Here is a 17,011-nt window from a genome sequence, read left to right on the forward strand (position 1 = left end):
CCCTGCGATCACCTACGCGGACGAGCCATGCACTTCCCGCCCCCGACTGTGCACCGAGAGCGGAGCAACCGAATGGCACCCACCCTCACCCTCAAGTCAGGTACGTCCTGGGCCGACGCCTGGCGGCGCTGCCTCGCTGTCGCCCCCGAGGCGTTCCGGGACGACCGTGTCCTCAACCTCTGGGACTCCTCCTGGCAGCCGGACGGCCGGGCGCTGCCCGCCACCAGCCCGGTCGACGGAGGCCCCATCGCGGGGCCGCCACGCGTCGGCCGGGAGACCGCCCGGCGCGCCGTGCGGGCAGCGCTGGACCAGCACCGCGCCTGGCGCCAGGTGCCTCTGGCCGAGCGCCGTGCCCGGGTCGCCGCGACCCTCGACGCCCTCGCCGAACACCGTGACCTGCTCGCCCTCCTCCTCGTCTGGGAGATCGGCAAGCCCTGGCGGCTCGCCCGGGCCGACGTGGACCGGGCGATCGACGGCGTGCGCTGGTACGTCGACGGAATCGAACCGATGATGGGCGACCGGTCCCCGCTGGACCGCCCGGTCTCCAACATCGCCAGCTGGAACTACCCGATGAGCGTCCTGGTCCACGCGATGCTGGTCCAGGCCCTGGCCGGCAACGCGGTCATCGCGAAGACCCCGACCGACGGCGGCGTGGCGTGCCTCACCCTGGCCTGTGCGCTCGCCGCGCGCGAGGGGATCCCCGTCACCCTCGTCAGCGGCAGCGGAGGCGAGCTGTCGGAGGCGCTGGTGCGGGCGCCGGAGATCGGCTGCGTCTCCTTCGTCGGGGGCCGGGACACGGGCGCCGCGGTGGCCACCGCCGTCGCCGACCTCGGCAAACGGCACATCCTCGAACAGGAGGGCCTCAACACCTGGGGCATCTGGAACTACACGGACTGGGAGTCGCTCACGGCGGTCATCCCGAAGCTCTTCGACTACGGCAAACAGCGCTGCACCGCATACCCGCGCTTCGTCGTCCAGCGTTCCCTGTTCGACGAGTTCCTGGCGGCGTACCTGCCCGCCGTCCGTACACTGCGTGTCGGCCATCCGCTCGCCGTGGAGCGCCGTGACGACCCGTTCCCGGAACTGGACTTCGGCCCGTTGATCAACGCGGCCAAGGCGAAGGAACTGACCGACCAGGTCGCCGAGGCCATCGACCGGGGCGCGGTCCCACTGCACCGCGGCAAGGCGGCCGACGCTCACTTCCTGCCCGGCCAGGACACCTCGGCCTACGTCCAGCCGGTCACGCTCCTCAGCCCACCCCGCTCCTCCCCGCTGCACCACGCGGAGCCGTTCGGCCCGGTCGACACGATCGTCCTGGTCGACACCGAGGCGGAGCTGCTGGCCGCGATGAACGCGTCGAACGGCGCGCTGGTCGCCACGCTCTCCACGGACGACAGGGCGACGTACGACCGCCTCGCCCCGCAGATCCGCGCGTTCAAGGTGGGCCACGGCAAGCCCCGCTCCCGCGGCGACCGCGACGAACTCTTCGGCGGCTTCGGCGCGTCCTGGCGGGGCGCGTTCGTAGGCGGCGAACTCCTGGTCCGCGCGGTCACACAGGGACCCGCCGGGGAGCGACTGCCGGGCAACTTCCCGGACTACCAGCTCATGCCATGACCATCGGCCGGGCGGCGCCGACGGCCCACGGGCGCCGCCCGGCGCTGCGAGCCCTTGCCCACCACACGCGAGCGGATCACGCCTGACGGCGACGCACCGGTCGCCGAACGTGAGCTCACCGGCCCTGGCAACCCGTGCCCCCACCAGGGCGTGCACGGGACGGATACGCAGGTGAAAGCCACTCCGAAACCTTGGTATTGTTGTCCCTGTCGCCGCGGGGAGGACTCCGCCGGGCGACAGACACCTGGTCCGGGTGGCGGAATGGCAGACGCGCTAGCTTGAGGTGCTAGTGCCCTTTATCGGGCGTGGGGGTTCAAGTCCCCCCTCGGACACAACGATTGACGATACGGTGACGAGGGCCTCGACCTTACGGTCGCGGTCCTCGTTGCGTGTTCGTAGCTGATGGTGATGCCCAGGGCGTCGTAGAGCGGACCTTTCTTGTCGGCGGCTGCGGTCTGGATGCGCTGTGCAATATCTCCAAGACCCTCAGTGATTTCCCGGATCTGTTGCGCGTTGAGCGGGGATTGCTTCTTCCGTGTGACGGCGGGGTGCGCGTCGAGCTTCTTCTGCGCCGCGTCCTTGTCCCGCTGGGCTTCGTTGATCCACTGGGTGACGACGGCGGGGTCGGCTCCGGCGTCGAGGGCTGCCTGGTAGCGGGCGAGCCGGCGCTCGCACTCCTTGATCGCCTGGCGTGCTTGGGCCTGCTCGGGGGTCTGGGGCTCTGCGGCGCTCGCTGCGGCGCTGGCGAGGGTGAGCGCTTCGATGGTGGCGGAGAGCCGGTCCGGGGCGAAGGCCCGGGCGATCCACCGGTCCAGGGCCTGGCACACGATGTCTTCGCGCAGGTAGACGGTGCGCTGGTGGGTCAGGTCGGGGTAGAGGGCGGCCTCCTCGTCTTTGAACTCGCAGCGGTAGTAGACGCGGCTGCGGATGGTGGCGGGCTGCATCTTGCGCCCGCACAGGCTGCACCGGACCCGGCCGCGCAGAGCGTAGGGGCGCCCGCCCCGCTTCCCGGAGCGCTCCTGGCACCCCTGGTTGCGGGCACGCTGTGTGCGCACGATGTGGGCAGCATCGAAGAGATCGGGACTGATGATCGCTTCATGGGCGGGCTCGTTGGAGTGGATCCACTCGTCGGGCGGGTTGTGGGTCATGTGGGTGCGGTGGCCGAGGGTGACGTCGTCGATGTCGAGGAGGCGTTCTTCCTTGCGTTGCTTGTTCCAGACCTCGTGACCGGTGTAGCGGGGGTTGAGGAGGATGGCGCGCACGGCGCCCTGCTGCCATGCGGTCTTCTTGCGGTGCGGATTGCGCGTGGCGTCGTGGGCGGAGGTGTCAATCCCCTCGCGCCGTGGAGACCTTTCAAGCGGCCAACTCCACGGCGGGGGCGGCTTGATGGTCTTGTTCGTAGTCGATCGGGCTCCGGTATCCGCACACGCTGTGTAGCCGACGTGTGTTGTAGAAGCCGGTGATCCAGGTGGCGATCTTCAGCCGCGCCTCGGTGCGGGTGGTGAAGGTGCGCCGGTGGACGTACTCGACCTTGAGCACGCTGTTGAACGCCTCGCTGACGGCATTGTCGAAACATGAGCCGACACGGCCCATGGACTGGGTCACGCCGAGCCGGCGGCAGGCCCGCCTGAAGCGCCGGGACTGGTATTCGCTGCCGCGGTCCGAGTGGAAGATCACGCCCCTGATGTCGCCGCCGCGGGTGGCCGCGGCCATATGCAGGGAGGCGACGACCAGCTCCGCGTCGTGGCGCTCGCCCATCGCGTAGCCGAGCAGGCGGCGCGAGAACAGATCGATCACGGTGGCCAGGTACAGCTTGCCCTCGCTGGTGACGATCTCCGTCATATCCCCGGCCCACACCTGGTCGGGAGCGGTGGCGCTGAAGTCGCGGCGCACGAAATCCGGAAACGCGGGCCGGTTTCCCGGCCTGGTCAGCCCCCGGCGCCTTCGGATCTTGCGTCCGGCCAGGCCGAGTTCGGCCATGAGCTTGGCGACGGTGTTCACCGACACCCTCCAGCCCTGGCGCACCAGCGTGATCCAGGCCTTCGGGGAACCATACGTGCCGCCCGACTCATCGAAGATCTGCCGGATCGCGTCGGCCAGCTTCCCGCGCCGCACCTCGCGAGCGGTGACGGGCTGGTTGCGCCACTCGTAGAACCAGGACTCGCTCACACCCAGCGCACGGCAGGTCAGGGTGTACGGAATGTCCTGCTCGGCCTTGCAGTCGCTGATCACCCCGGCCACCTTGGGCCGGGTCCGCCGCAGCTACTTCACCCACAAGGCCATGCAGCGTTTGAAGACGTCACGTTCCATCTCCAGCTCGCGTATCCGCTTGTTCTTCTCGCTCATCTCCCGCCGCAGCCGCTCCAGCTCGGCGCGCTCGGTGTCCCGCAGCCGGTCGCCCGAGGCAGCGGGCGCGGGCCGGTCGGAGGATGCCGAGCCGTTGCGCCGCCACCGCGACACCCAGCTGTGCAGCGTCCCGGAGTGGACACCGAGCTCCTCGGCGACCTCCGGGATCGGCCTGCCCGTCTCGATCACAATGCGTACAGCGCCCTCATGGAACTCAGGCGTGTACGTCCGTTGCTTGGACCCCATGAACCTCAACTTCCCCTGCATTCACGGACTCCACGCCACGAGGGGAGGGACAGTCCGGTAGCGGTCACAGGCGTCGACGGCCTCGCGCCGGGAGGCCGACAGATGTTCCCGCTCGGCCTGGGCGGTCATCTCGGCGGCGACCCGGGTAGCGTGGCCAGAGAGGATCGCGCTGGGTGCCCACCACGACGCGGACCTGGTCGTGGCCGCACTGAACATGGATCGTCTCCTGAGCGAGATCGTCGGCTGACTGAGGATCGGCACTCAGGCGGGCGACGTAGCGCAGTACTTTTTCGTGCAGGGTACGGATGAAACGTTCAACGGCGTCTGCATCGCCGCTCCGGAGCGCTGAAGTCATAGAGGCCCGTCGTGGCGTTGTGTGATCGACTCGGCACTCCTTTGGCCTGAAGCGCGTTGCTGGTGCAACAAGCGGGCTGCTACTGATGGAGGTTCTGCTGTCAGTGGAGCATGCGATGCTGAGCAGCGCTGATGGAACGTATCTGCTAGGGGACGCACGGGGGTTGGAGTGACGGGCTGGGACATCACGCCCAGTGGGGTGGAGTCCATCCTGTCGTTGGTGGGTCTTGCGGCCGACGACCTGAGCAAGGACGTCAAGGGCTACGGGGAGAGCGTTCAGGACGCGGCCCTGTCCGCGGGCACGATCAGTGGTCCGTACTGCGGCACGGCCCCCGAGGGGCCGGTGGGTGCGGCGGTGGCGAACTTCGTGTCCGACACCGAGGGCCGGATCGCGTTCATGGCGGCTCGCATCAAGAAGACCATGGACGGGACGGTCAAGGCCACCACCGAGTACGTCGAGGGCGATCTGACCATGGCCGCGCGGGCCCAGCGGGAGGCGTCGAAGGTACCCACGCCCGCTGAACTGCGTGCCGTGGCGCACCCGACGAACCACAACGGGGAGAAGTAGTCGACGTGATCGATCCGGGTGGCATACCGCAGTACACGGGCGACTTCACCAAGCTGGACAAGGCCGTCTCCGATCTACGCACGCACGCATCCGGCATCCGTAACGCGGGTCAGGACGTCCATTCCCGCTTCCAGGCCACGGCTGCGTACTACAAGGCCCCGGAGGCCGAGCAGCTTTTCTCCTGCACCCAACCGGTGATGGACGCGGCGGATGAGTTCGCCGGCGACATCGAGTCTCTCGCCAATGCCCTGGACACCTTCGTCGCGGAAGCCAAGCCGTGTGCCGACCGGCTGAAGCAGCTGAGGCTGGACGCCATTGCCTTCGTCGACAGCGTCGAGGGCGATGACAACTGGTCCCACGACCAGAAGAAGGTCGACAAGCACCAGGCGCTGATGGACGGCGTGGCGGCGGCGGTCGAAGGCTTCCAGGAAGCCGAACGCAACGCCGCCAACAAGATCAGCGCAATCAGCCCGGCGCTGTGCCGCCCCGGCTGGGTGGCCGACGACGGCAGCCACGCGCCCGGCATGTACGGCGTGAGCACCTCCATGCTCAAGGACGCGAAGAACCTGCCGTGGGGTAGCCCGGAGGGCCGCACCTACGAGCGCTGGAGCCTGGACTGGTGGGGCCACGGCATCAAGAGCTGGGCGTGGGACGGCATCGCTAAGGACAGCATCTGGGGCGGCTTCGTCGGTCTCGGCATCCTCGAGGACAACCTCCTGGGCATCAACGGCTCCGAAGCACAGCACCAGACCTGGGAGGGCCTCAGACGCACCGTCGTCGGCGCCTACGCCTACGGGATGGACGCGGCCGGGCAGGGTGACCATCTCTCGGGCTGGCAGCGTGGCAGCGAGGCGTACGCGAAGGAGTTCGGCAAGCAGTTCGTCGCCTATGACATGTGGGACGAGGACCCGGCCCGCGCGCACGCCGTCGCCTCCTTCAACATCCTCACCGCGGTCGCAGGCGCCGGCGGTGCCCTCGCCAAGCTGGGCAAGGCAGGCAGGATCGCGGAAACCGCCGGCACCGTGGCCAAGGTCGGCGACGTCCTGGACCCGATCTCCGGCGGTATGAAGGCGGCCAAAGCCATCTCGAACCTGCCGAAGGTCTCGGAGGTGCTGGCCAACATCAGCGACCGCCTTCGGCTGCCTCCGACGAAGTTCCCCGACGCGGTACTCGACCTCAACGACCGCTACCGCGTGGGCAAGGACGGCCAGCTCATCCCGATCAACGCCGACGGCACGCCCAACCTTGCCGAAGCCCCGCACGAGGCTGCCGCCGCCGACCGCGGCCACGGCGAGGTGTCCCCGAGCCACACGATCTCCGATTCGTCACGCGGCGCAACGGATGTCTCCGCCCACTCGAACCGATCGCACGAGTTGGTCGGGATCGGCGCCCGGGCGGAGCATGGCACCGGCGCCACTCATACGTATGGGCACATACCGGGGCAGGCAGGCGGACACGACGCCGGTCACACGGCATCACGCGAAGGCTCGTCCACCAGATCCGCCGGTACAGAGTCGTACGGACGGTCCGGGGCCGGTGGCGGAACAGGCGGACACGGCTCCCCAGGGGCAGGACACGGCTCTCACGGTTCCGAAGCCGACCACAGCTCGGCCGACCACGACGCTGCCGATGCGCACGAGGCTCACGATTCACACGCCGATGCGGGCAGCCACTCGCCCGAAGCACACCATCACGGCAGCTCCGACGGCGAACCCGACTACACGCGCCGTGCGCTCCCGCCAGGCACCGCTGACCGCACTCTGCATGAGATGCGGAGCATGCGTCACAGCCGGGAGCGGTACAAGGGCGCGGAGGACTACGTCCGCAAGATTGCCGGCGGTGCACCGGAGCGGCACTATCGCGTGCCCACCCACGACCACCCTTACTACCCTGTAGAGGCACCAGGTGGCCGCAATGTTGATGTCCCGGTGGATATGCCGGGCGGTCGTACTCTGGCTGTGGAGGTAAAGCACTATCTTGAATGGAGGACGATCAAACTCAAGGACGGCGGCACCCGCCCGGTGATGGGCGAAGTTCCCCTGAATGATGGCATAATTGAGCAAATCAACAAGGACCTGACGCTACGACGCCTGAATCCCCGCTTCGATCCACGCTGGCTCTTCCTGCATGCGCCTCCATCTCAGCCGCTGAGGAACTACCTCATACAGGCTCGCATCATCTTCATCGAGTACGGCCCGGCCCCCAAGTAGCTCCGAATCCCATGAAAGGAACAAGGCGTGGTAAACGCGAATGAACCAGACCTTCAAGGCTGGAGCGAGGAGAGGCGCCGGAACGCCATCGACATTGCGGACATGCTCGGGGTGCCTCTCGATGTGTATACCAGCGACCCGATGAGCGTCATTCCAGCCTTGGACGACTATGTATCTCGGGCCCCTCTGAGTGAATTCGAGGAGTCCGACTGGGTCACTCTGCACTTGGACCTGGCATCCTATGTCGCGGACTTCCTCATCCAGAAGTACGACGCGCACTGGACCGTCGTGGACGATCCCACGGGGCCCGTCGGGTTCCGCTATGTCATCGAGGCAACCGGACTCGATGGGCAGACTCGTCGGGTTGACCCCATCGATGTCGTAGCCAAGGAATTCTCCAACCGCCCGATCGAAATCGTCCGGATGCTGGCCAGCGCAGAGCTCACCTTGAAATTGTCGCCACAGGCCGACAACGAATGAGCACGGCCCGGGAAGCGGCAGGACAGATGAAGAGTCCGGCAGAAAATCCTGGTCAGACACGGCAGTTGTAGTTCCGGCGTCGGCGCTGGTAGGAGACTTGCGGGGTCGGGTGCGGGCACAGATACGGCCACCATGATCATGAACGTTTGTGACGACGTTTCAGGACCAGGTGGCCGTGGAGGCCACGATAGCCCAGGCTGCCTGGGACCGGGTGTTCCGGGCGGCAATGGATGCGATCGCGGGCTGCTTCGCGCGGCGTGAGACACGTGCGACGGCAGCGGAGATGATCACCGGGCTGCTGAGGGAGGTGGACACGCGGAACTGCTGGACGCTGGCTGAGGCGCTGGGGCATCCAGGCCCGCACCGGCTACAGCACCTGCTGTCACGGGCGAGGTTCGACCATGACCGGGCCCGGGAGGAGATTGCCCGCTTGGTCGTGCGTGAACTCGTAGGTCAGGAAGTGGTGCTGGTCGCGGACGAGACCGGGGACGCGAAGTCCTCGACCGACTGCGTCGGCGCCGGCCGCCAGTACTCCGGCGCGCTCAAAGGTGTCGGACTGTGTCAGGTCGCCGTGCATCTGGCCGCGGTCACCGAGTCGGTGCGGGTGGTCATCGACCGGGCCCTGTATCTCCCGAGAGACTGGGCTGCGGACGAGGAACGCCGTGAAGCAGCCGGCGTCCCGGAAGGGATCATGTTCGCGACGAAGCTGCAGCAGACCGCCGCCATGGTCAAGAACGCGCTCGAGCTGGGCGTCCGGGCACGCTGGTTCGCCGGTGACGACGTGTATTCGGGGCGTGACCAAGGACGGCCTGCTCCAGGCGACCACCTACGCCTACGACGACGACGGTCAGCTCAAAACCGTCACTGACCCGGACAAACGCGCCGTGTTGTACGGCTACGACGACGCCGGCAACCTGACCTCCGAGACGACGCAGCTGGGCAACAAGACCACCTACGCCTACGACGACAACGGCCGCCTGACCGATACCGTCGAGCCGCGCGGCAACGTCACCGGTGCCGATTCCGCCCAGTACACGTGGCACACGACCTACGACGCCGCAGGCAACGTCACCGGCGTCACAGATCCGCTGGGCAACACCACCACACGGCTCTACGACGCAGACAACAACCTGATCAGAACCACCGACGCCCGCAAAGACGCCACCGACTACGGCTACAACGAGCTCAACCAGCTCTCCAGCGTCCAGGCCCCCGACAACGGGAAAACGGCCTTCACTTACGACGAGGTCGGCAACCTCAAGACACGCACCGACGCCAATCAGCACACCACCAGCTACGAGTACGACAACGCCAACCGCCTCACCAAGATCACCGACCCGCTCCAGCGGTTCACCGCTTTCCAGTACGACCCCGACGGCAACCGCACGCTGATCACCAACGCCCGCAAGCAAACCCAGACCAACACCTACGACGCCCGCAACCTGCTCACCAAGACCGTCTACTCGGACGGCACGCCCACCGTCACCTACACCTACGACGACGCCAGCCGTCCCAAGACCACCGCCGATGGCACGGGCACGCGCACACTCCAGTACGACAACGCAGACCGTCCACTGACCATCACCTCGCCCGGGGCCACCAACCCCTTCACGTACACCTACACCAACAGCGGCCAGATCAAGACCCGCACCTACCCCGACGGCTACGCCATCGCCTACGACTACGACGGTGACGGCCGCATCAAAACCCAGACCACCGCCGGCAAGACCTTCACCTACAGCTGGGACGAAGCAGGCAACCTCAAATCCGTCCAGCTACCGACGACCGCGGCGCTGTCCGAGGCCCGCACCTACGACCGCGCAGGCCGCCTCGCCTCGATCTCGGAAGGCACCGGCGCCCGCACAATCACCCGGGACCCAGACGGCCGCGTCATCGCCGACCAATTCACCAGCGCCACCACCACCGGCCTGGCCAACCGCTACGGCTACGACACAGTCGGACGCCTCACCCGGGCCTGCACCGACACCTCCACCGCCGCCTCCTGCATCGACGGGACCGGCGGCACCGCCTACACCTACGACCCGGTCGGCAACCTCGCCACCACAACAGGCACCACCAATGTCAGCAATACCTACGACGATGCTGACCAACTGACCAAACGCGTCGCAGGTTCCACGACAACGGACCTGACCTACGACGCCGACGGCAACCTCACCAAAGACGACAAGGGCACGTACGCCTACGACGCGGCCAGCCGCGTCAGGTCCGCCACCATCGGCGCCGACACCTTCGCCTTCGTCTACGACGCAGACGGCAACCGCACCGTCACCAACAAAAACAGCAAGCTCGACCGCACCTCACGCTGGGACGTCAACGGCTCACTGCCCCAGATCGCCACCGAGACCAACAACACCGGCGCCCTCATCGCCGACTACAACTACAACCCGTCCGGCACACCCCAGGCGATGAACCGCAGCAGCGGAGCCTTCTACTTCCTGCACGACCGCCAGGAATCCATCCGCGCCGTCCACGACGCAGCCGGCAAAGAGAACTACACCTACACCTACAGCCCCTGGGGCGAGTCCACCGGCAAAGCCAGCGTCACCAACGGCCAGACCAGCCCCTTTGGCTACACCGGCCAGTACACAGACCCCTACCTCACTGGACGCCTCGACCTCCGCGCACGGAACTACACCCCCAGCACCGGCCGCTTCACCACCATCGACCCCGCCCCTGCTGGCAAGCTCAGTGCCAACCCTGCCCCGTACGCGTACGCCAACAACGACCCGCTCAATCAGGCCGACCCCTCCGGCGAATGTCCACTGTGCGTGAGCGCCGGCATCGGCGCCGCATTCGGCGCAGTGGTTGATGGAGGGATCTACACCTGGCAACATCGCAACGGCGCCTTCACTTGGGGCGGCCTTGCCAAGGCGAGCGGCGAAGGTGCGATCACCGGTGGCATCGCCGGAGCTCTCATGCCCGGCATCGGTAACGCATTCGCCCGCGGCCTCGGTCTTACCGGCGGGCGCGCACTCGCCGCCTCCTCGGTCGTCAACGCTGGCGTTGGGGCAGCCTTCTCCTGGGGCGTCAACCAGGCCCACTGCCGTCCCACAGACCCTTGGGACTTGCTCATTGGTGCTGCCGGGGGAGCGAGCAGCAGCCTTCTCGGGCCAGCGTTCAACTGGCTCAAGGGGAAGTTCTCGCCAGACCTCACTTCGGGCGTGCGCTTCGGGCCTGGGGCTGCGCATGCCGATGATCCGGCCTTCCGCGGCGGAAGCTCCTTCTCGCTGGATTCGATTCCTGAGGAGCCCGGATTCAACTATCTGTACCGCGGCGTTTCCATCGCGAGCCCGGCATACGATGACGCAGCGCAAGGAATAGCCAAGCCTCGCGGTGGATCTGCAAGTATGGAGCAACACCACGATGGAAACACGAACAGCCCCTACACCTCGTGGAGCACGTCGAAGCAGACGGCCCTGTCGTACGCACGCGGGGCTGCCGAAGGCCGAAGCGATCTTCCCGGCGTCATCCTCCAAGTGAAGCTCCCTCTTGGCCAGCCGGTGTACCCGGCGATCATGTTTAGCACTGAGCTGTGGGAAAGCAACGAGAGCTTGGTGGAAGGGCTCGTCCAAGGAGCTAAGGTGTTCCACGTTCCAGCTCCATAGAGGGGTCGAACTCCAGGCGGCCGCGGCATACAGCCGCGGCCGCCCTCCCCCTACCCCTACAACGGAAAAGCAGGCGAATGGAAGTGCCGGATATCGTCACAATGGACGTGGGTCAAGCCGTGGAACGCTGCGCACAACTTTCCCACTCAGGGTGGGAATCAGCGCAGCTTGCCGCGTCAGCCCTTGAACAATACCCAGGGGCGACTATTGAAACAACTCGCGTCAAAACCGCGTCCATGGCGGGAATCTATAGTACTCGTCTAGCGCAAAATGCCGACCTCCCCCAAAGGACATTTGATATCGGTCGATTTGTTCAATCGCTGACAGAAAGTACTGAACCCTTCGTTCGCTTCTTCTCTGTCCGCTTCAAAATATGGCGCATCCTTGTTGTCCTGTCGGATGACATGCGTTCGCCGCTCGCGGCGACGGCAGTCACCGGTGTGGGGCAGAATTCGGCAGCGAATAGCATTGGCGCGGTGGGAACTATTTCGGGAGGCCAAGCTCTCGCTCTATGTCGAGAACTAATGGAAGACGGATGGGATGCGGCAAATATCGCCGTAGAAAAGCTAGCCAATTCAGAGGGGGATGAACACCCTGTCTGGATCGCGTCGCCTGTGACCCTGGCGCGCCATTACAGAGAGCGCGCCATGGTGACAGATGTAAACAGTCGCAACTTGACAAGCCTTGACCTCGACCGGTTTGCCCAAGTTATGTCGGGGCTAGATGACGCAACCATTCGAATCTTTCATCTCTTCGATGATTACGGGTGGCAGGCAACCTGTGCCGTGTCCGATGACTTCGCGCGTCCTCTGGGGGCGGTCGCTATTAGGCGTTCAACAGAATAACCAGTGTCGCATCAAATTTTTGACTTTGCCGAGGGTGCTTCTTGGCCGGACAAAGATGCCCTCGTCAGGTTCACGGCTGAGTCGCATGCCATCGTTAAGCACTGGCGTTCTCAGCAAGTGGGGGGAGCGAGACCTCGGCAAGGTGGTGTGGTGCGAATTCATGCGTGTCATTTGCACGGTCAACCTCATCGAGTTTCCGCCACCTTGCACATCCCAAGAGTGGCTGAGTTTGGAACCAGCTTGACCTAAAAGTTCCTCGCGCCAAGGTACCAGTTTGTGATCATTTTCTCGTAGGTCCAAAATCTGGAATCAAGGAGTGAGTTCTGTGGCCTCTCGCATGCCAACGTTCCTTGCTGTCGCCGGCTTGTCAGCAGTGCTTGGAGGGAGTGTTACCCAGGCGGCTGCGGCATCCCTTGGGCCCGCCCGAGTCGAGCAGAAGGTTGAGAGTTTCCGAGCAGCAGGCGACTTGCAGGTAGTCGATGTAGAGGTCGCCAGCAAGGGTGTTCCGTTCAACCTCACGCGCTACTACCACTGGGATCCAGCCGCCTCGTCAGGGATGCTTGGCAAGGGTTGGAGGCTTTCCCTGGAAGCTAGGCTCGAGGTATCAGCAGACACCATCATCTTGGATGATGCCGACGGAACCAAAGTGCCATTCATCAAGCAGAGCGACGGTACGTATACGTCGCCAGAGGGTGCGCCATACAAGCTCACCGCAGCAGGTGAGAGTTACTCTCTCAAGGCTAACGACGGAAGTCTGGTACGTAACTTCGACAAGTCCGGTCGACTTACCAGCGTCGTGAACGGTGCGGGCGCAGGTCTCAAACTCGCGTATACATCGACAGGCCGAATAGCCTCTGTCGCTGACGCGGAAGGGCGAGTAGCGTACTTCTCCACTGACAGCTCGGGACAGCTGGTAGGCGTCACTCTGGCGGCTGGCGGCCACATCGCGTACTCCTACACCAGCCAAGGCTATCTTTCAAAGGTAGCTGGAGTAGACGGCACAGTACGGACGTATGTCTACGACTCCGAGGGCCGACTAATTCAGTAGACCTCATCGGCCCTGTTCCGCGACGGAGACGACGCTGCTGCAAGCGTGAGGTTAAGGGCTTGCAGGGACGCAACCTTGATTCCCTGCAAGCCCTTAGTACTCCAGCCGTAGATCGCGATCTTGTTGCTGGAGTAGGGCGGAGAGGGGGCCGCCGTCGGTCATCGACGAGATCGAGTTGGGCAGCAGAGGTGTCCGCTACTCGTCGAGTCCTCCGAGACGGCGGGCATCTTTGATCTCGTGGAGTCTGGCAGCCGTCATCGGGGTCCACTCCCTCCTCTGTCCAGCGGCATGGAGGGCTTCTCCAACCTCGCTGAGCTTCGCGGAGGACAACACGCCCGCCCGCTCGACCAGGTCGTCCCGGGCCACGGTGGTCAGCCATGTGCAAGGAGTAAAGCCTGGATGCGGGAACGCGAACCGCAGCACGCCTTCGAAGGGCAGTCCTTCCAGGGGGCCTACGGCCACTTCAACGCCGAGGCCGCTGATGTCGATGCCCGCAGGAGCGACGACCTGCATCGCCTGGAACCCGGATGACTCCTCGTCCGAGAGCAGCACGACCGGGCGTCGCTCATCGAAGTCGACCCACCAGACTTCACCGCGTTGCATGTGTCCTCCTGGCACGAGACGGCGGGCGAACGCTGCGTGCCCCGTGCGGGACACGGAAGGGATGCGGCCCCGTCTTCGCACGTCGTGACCGAGGGGCGGTGAAGACGGGCGCGGCCACCGTTGATCATCGGTGTGTGAAGACTGAAGATCATGCGGTGGCCGCGAGTCACAGCGTAGACCCTGCCCGCTGGCAGGAGGCGTTCGAGGTCCTGATGTCCCGGATAGCGGGCCGGTTCGCGTGGGTTGAACCCCGGCGTCGGGTGCGGGACTTGGTGCTGGGGCTGCTATCGGACCTGCCGCGCAAAAACTGCTGGAGCATCGCCGAGTGGGCCGGGCAGGCAACCCCGGACGGCATGCAGCACCTGCTCGGCCGGGCCAAGTGGGATGCCGACATGGTGCGCGATGACGTGCGGGAGTACGTGCTGGAACATCTGCACGACGAAGATGCGGTGCTGGTCGTCGACGAGACCGGGGACGTGAAGAAGGGCACGCACACCGTCGGTGTCCAGCGCCAGTACACCGGCACCGCCGGGAGGATCGAAAACGCCCAGGTCGCTGTCTACCTCGTCTACGCAGGCCGCCGCGGACACGCGGCGGTGGACCGTGAGCTGTACATTCCGCGCTCGTGGACGTGCGATGCGGACCGCTGCCGGGCCGCAGGGCTGGGCGAGGACACCGTCTTCGCGACCAAGCCGGAGCTGGCCGCCCGCATGATCGGCCGGTTCCTGGACTCCGGGCACCGCGTGGGCTGGGTCGCAGCAGACGAGGTCTACGGCGGCAACCCGAAGCTGCGGGCCGCGCTGGAAGAGCGCCAGGTCGGCTACGTGCTCGCCAGCGCCTGCTCGGCTGAAGTCACCACCAGTGCCGGGAAGTTCCGTGCGGATGCCCTGGCCGCGAAGGTGCCCAGGCGGGCCTGGCAGAAGCTGTCGGCCGGGGCCGGCGCCAAAGGACACCGCTTCTACGACTGGGCCGTCATCGACCTGGCCGAACCCCGGGCCGGCAGCCACCAGTTGTTGATCCGCCGCAATCGCGCCACCGGCGAACTCGCCTACTACCGCTGCTTCTCGCCCGCCCCGGTGCCCCTGGCCACGCTGGTGCGGGTCGCCGGATCGAGGTGGCGGGTGGAAGAGACCTTTCAGGCCGGCAAGGGCCTGGCCGGCCTGGACGAACACCAGGTCCGCCGCTTCACCTCGTGGTCTCGCTGGGTCACCCTGGCCATGCTCGCTCACGCCTTCCTCGCTGTCGTTCGCGCTGATGAACATGCCCGTCACCCCGCCCCGGACGATCTGATCCCGCTCACCTGCAACGAAATCCAGCGGCTGTTCACGACACTCATCGTCCGGCCCGTGCACGATGCGGCCCACCGGCTCCGCTGGTCCGCCTGGCGACGTCGCCATCAGGCCCGAGCCCAAGCCGGTCATAACCGCCGACAAGCCGCGAACCAGCCATGAAGATCACGATCTACAGCTGGAGTATTAGTTCAGAGAAACTGGATGAATCGCCCCGCCGTGCTGGCGATGGCCGACCGGGTCGCAGCCCCACACGACGCTCGCACTCATGGGTGACGGCAGCCTGTGGACCGACGATGCCGGCTGGACCGCTGTGCTGAAGGATTTGATCCAGTCCTATCTCGGGCCTGATCGCCGTGCTGGTAGCCACGGCATCTACGCCGAGCCGAGCCGCCGTTACGAGGAGGACCTCGCCGACTCTGCCTTCAGCGATGTCAGCCAGCACCTCTTCCGCTTCCCTCGGGCCTGGACGCCGCAGCAGGTGATCGGCTATCTGCGCACCACCTCATTCGCCAGCGCCGACCTGTTCGCCGAGCGGCACGCCGCGTTCGAGGAGGCTGCTCTTGCCGAATACCTCATCCGTGCTGGTCAAGCTGCATGCGCGTACTCGTGCAGGGTGCCGCCGAGCCTCGCGCGTCGTCGTATGTCGAGGCGTGCGATCCGCTCCGGATCGTCGATTGGTTCGGGCAACGGACGCAGAGGACGGGCATTCGCGAGGCCCTGGTGCGGCCTGTGCTCGTTGTAGAAAGTCTCGAACTCGCGCAGGGCGTGAAGGAGATGGCGCTGGTTCCAGATCAGTGTCCGGTCCAGCAGTTCTCGGCGGCAGGTTTGCACCCACCGCTCGGTGATCGGATTCATGCGGGGTATCCGGATGCCGCTGAGGACGATCTCGATGCCAGCGTCCTGGAGGACCGCATCGAACAGCTTGGGGAACTTCCCGTCCCGGTCCCTGATCAGGTAGCGGGCTCGACAGCCGGTGTCCTCGAGGTCCATGACGAGATTCTTTGCGGCCTGGGTCACCCAGGAGGCGGTCGGGTGAGCAGTCGAGCCCAGGATCCGTATGCGCCGGTTCGTGTGCTCGATCACCGCGAGCACGTACAGCCGTGCTCCGGTCAGGGTGACCGTTTCGAAGAAGTCGCATGCCAGCAGTGCGTCGGCTTGGGAACGCAGGAAGCCCGCCCAGGTGCTCGAGGCTCGCTCGGGCGCTGGGTCGATGCCCGCGTCCTTGAGAATCTCCCAGACGGTGGAAGCCGCCACCGTCACCCCGAGGACGAGCAGTTCGCCGTGCAGGCGCCGATAACCCCAGTTCGGGTTCTCCCTGGCCAGATGCAGTACCAGTGCTCGGATGGAATGCACGGTACGCGGTCGGCCGCCTCGCTTGGGCCGGGAGGCGGCGGCGTGACGTCGGGCGATCAGGTCGCGGTGCCAGCGCAGCACCGTGTCCGGCCGGACCAGCAACCGGATCCGGCGAAGCGCCTCTCGCGGCAGACCGTGGAGCAGTGCGGCGAGGAGCGCCCGGTCACCCGCGTCGAATTGCACCCGCTGCCCGCTCAGTTGCCTCTCGAGCACGGCGACCTGGTGGCGCAAGGCCAGGATCTCTACATCCTTCTCCCGGTCACCCATCGGCAGCAGTCGCAGCATCGCGAACGCGTTCGTCATGCCCAGGTATGTCAGTCGCAGCAACATGACCACCCATCATGTCGCGGTGATCGTGCTCACGTGGGCGCATGCAGACGTCCACCGCGTCACGACGCTCAGACACCCGCGGTAGCTGCTCCCACC

15 protein-coding genes and 1 tRNA gene are annotated in these 17,011 nt (G+C 65.9%); 10 read left to right on the forward strand and 6 right to left on the reverse strand.

Going from position 1 to position 17,011, the window contains the following annotated elements:
* The first annotated feature begins 72 nt into the window (after positions 1 to 72).
* Together ASC56_RS25340 and ASC56_RS25345 are read left to right on the forward strand one after the other, a co-directional pair.
* Positions 73 to 1,614: an aldehyde dehydrogenase family protein gene (locus ASC56_RS25340; RefSeq protein ID WP_055493836.1), complete on the forward strand. Its 1,542-nt coding sequence runs from the start codon at positions 73 to 75 to the stop codon at positions 1,612 to 1,614.
* 247 nt (positions 1,615 to 1,861) lie between these two features.
* Positions 1,862 to 1,946: transfer RNA gene (locus ASC56_RS25345), tRNA-Leu, on the forward strand.
* On the opposite strand, the gene ASC56_RS38380 is transcribed toward ASC56_RS25345, so the two are convergent.
* From ASC56_RS38380 to ASC56_RS41285, 4 genes are read right to left on the reverse strand one after another with little or no spacing between them, the layout of a single operon-like run.
* Positions 1,911 to 3,002 (reverse strand): recombinase family protein, encoded by a 1,092-nt coding sequence (locus ASC56_RS38380; protein WP_079102692.1) that lies wholly within the window; start codon positions 3,000 to 3,002, stop codon positions 1,911 to 1,913. The two genes, ASC56_RS25345 and ASC56_RS38380, sit on opposite strands and share 36 nt — an antisense overlap.
* Positions 2,968 to 3,846, reverse strand: a complete 879-nt coding sequence (locus ASC56_RS25350) for an IS3 family transposase (protein WP_199836058.1) — start codon at positions 3,844 to 3,846, stop codon at positions 2,968 to 2,970. The genes ASC56_RS38380 and ASC56_RS25350 overlap by 35 nt, the downstream gene beginning before the upstream one ends.
* 30 nt (positions 3,847 to 3,876) lie before the next feature.
* Positions 3,877 to 4,206, reverse strand: a complete 330-nt coding sequence (locus tag ASC56_RS25355; RefSeq protein ID WP_055493881.1) for a transposase — start codon at positions 4,204 to 4,206, stop codon at positions 3,877 to 3,879.
* Between the two features lie 21 nt (positions 4,207 to 4,227).
* Complete coding sequence (locus tag ASC56_RS41285; protein ID WP_055493837.1) at positions 4,228 to 4,422, reverse strand: hypothetical protein; 195 nt, start codon at positions 4,420 to 4,422, stop codon at positions 4,228 to 4,230.
* Between the two features lie 307 nt (positions 4,423 to 4,729).
* Here ASC56_RS41285 and ASC56_RS25365 point away from each other — a divergent pair, with 307 nt between their 5' ends.
* The 7 genes from ASC56_RS25365 to ASC56_RS39945 all read left to right on the forward strand — a co-directional run bounded on the left by ASC56_RS25365 (position 4,730) and on the right by ASC56_RS39945 (position 13,337).
* Positions 4,730 to 5,128, forward strand: coding sequence for a DUF6507 family protein (locus ASC56_RS25365; RefSeq protein ID WP_063785000.1), 399 nt, complete (start codon positions 4,730 to 4,732; stop codon positions 5,126 to 5,128).
* Between the two features lie 5 nt (positions 5,129 to 5,133).
* Positions 5,134 to 7,338, forward strand: a complete 2,205-nt coding sequence (locus ASC56_RS25370) for a hypothetical protein (RefSeq protein WP_055493838.1) — start codon at positions 5,134 to 5,136, stop codon at positions 7,336 to 7,338.
* 27 nt (positions 7,339 to 7,365) lie between these two features.
* A complete protein-coding gene (locus ASC56_RS25375) occupies positions 7,366 to 7,818 on the forward strand; it encodes a hypothetical protein (RefSeq protein ID WP_055493839.1) in 453 nt (150 codons plus the stop codon).
* Positions 7,819 to 7,987: 169 nt separating this feature from the next.
* Complete coding sequence (locus ASC56_RS25380) at positions 7,988 to 8,686, forward strand: transposase (protein WP_159039700.1); 699 nt, start codon at positions 7,988 to 7,990, stop codon at positions 8,684 to 8,686.
* A complete protein-coding gene (locus ASC56_RS25385; RefSeq protein WP_055493841.1) occupies positions 8,613 to 11,444 on the forward strand; it encodes an RHS repeat-associated core domain-containing protein in 2,832 nt (943 codons plus the stop codon). Before ASC56_RS25380 ends, ASC56_RS25385 begins: the two co-directional genes overlap by 74 nt.
* Positions 11,445 to 11,521: 77 nt before the next feature.
* Positions 11,522 to 12,289 (forward strand): hypothetical protein, encoded by a 768-nt coding sequence (locus ASC56_RS40715; RefSeq protein ID WP_159039701.1) that lies wholly within the window; start codon positions 11,522 to 11,524, stop codon positions 12,287 to 12,289.
* Positions 12,290 to 12,614: 325 nt separating this feature from the next.
* Positions 12,615 to 13,337 carry a DUF6531 domain-containing protein gene (locus ASC56_RS39945; protein WP_159039702.1) on the forward strand — a complete coding sequence of 241 codons (723 nt, stop codon included), beginning with the start codon at positions 12,615 to 12,617 and terminating at the stop codon, positions 13,335 to 13,337.
* Positions 13,338 to 13,532: 195 nt separating this feature from the next.
* Here the strand turns inward: ASC56_RS39945 and ASC56_RS25390 are convergent, their stop codons facing one another.
* Positions 13,533 to 13,940, reverse strand: a complete 408-nt coding sequence (locus ASC56_RS25390) for a type II toxin-antitoxin system PemK/MazF family toxin (protein WP_055493842.1) — start codon at positions 13,938 to 13,940, stop codon at positions 13,533 to 13,535.
* A 212-nt stretch (positions 13,941 to 14,152) separates the two neighbouring features.
* Here ASC56_RS25390 and ASC56_RS25395 point away from each other — a divergent pair, with 212 nt between their 5' ends.
* The gene (locus tag ASC56_RS25395) at positions 14,153 to 15,391 is read left to right on the forward strand and encodes an IS701 family transposase (protein ID WP_079102694.1); all 1,239 of its coding nucleotides are present in this window, start codon (positions 14,153 to 14,155) and stop codon (positions 15,389 to 15,391) included.
* Between the two features lie 426 nt (positions 15,392 to 15,817).
* Here ASC56_RS25395 and ASC56_RS25400 read toward each other — a convergent pair whose 3' ends face one another.
* Positions 15,818 to 16,915: an integrase core domain-containing protein gene (locus ASC56_RS25400; RefSeq protein ID WP_055493844.1), complete on the reverse strand. Its 1,098-nt coding sequence runs from the start codon at positions 16,913 to 16,915 to the stop codon at positions 15,818 to 15,820.
* Between the last annotated feature and the right edge of the window lie 96 nt (positions 16,916 to 17,011).

Origin of the sequence: Streptomyces sp. TP-A0356, from assembly GCF_001417775.1 — a bacterium.
GTDB lineage: Bacteria > Actinomycetota > Actinomycetes > Streptomycetales > Streptomycetaceae > Streptomyces.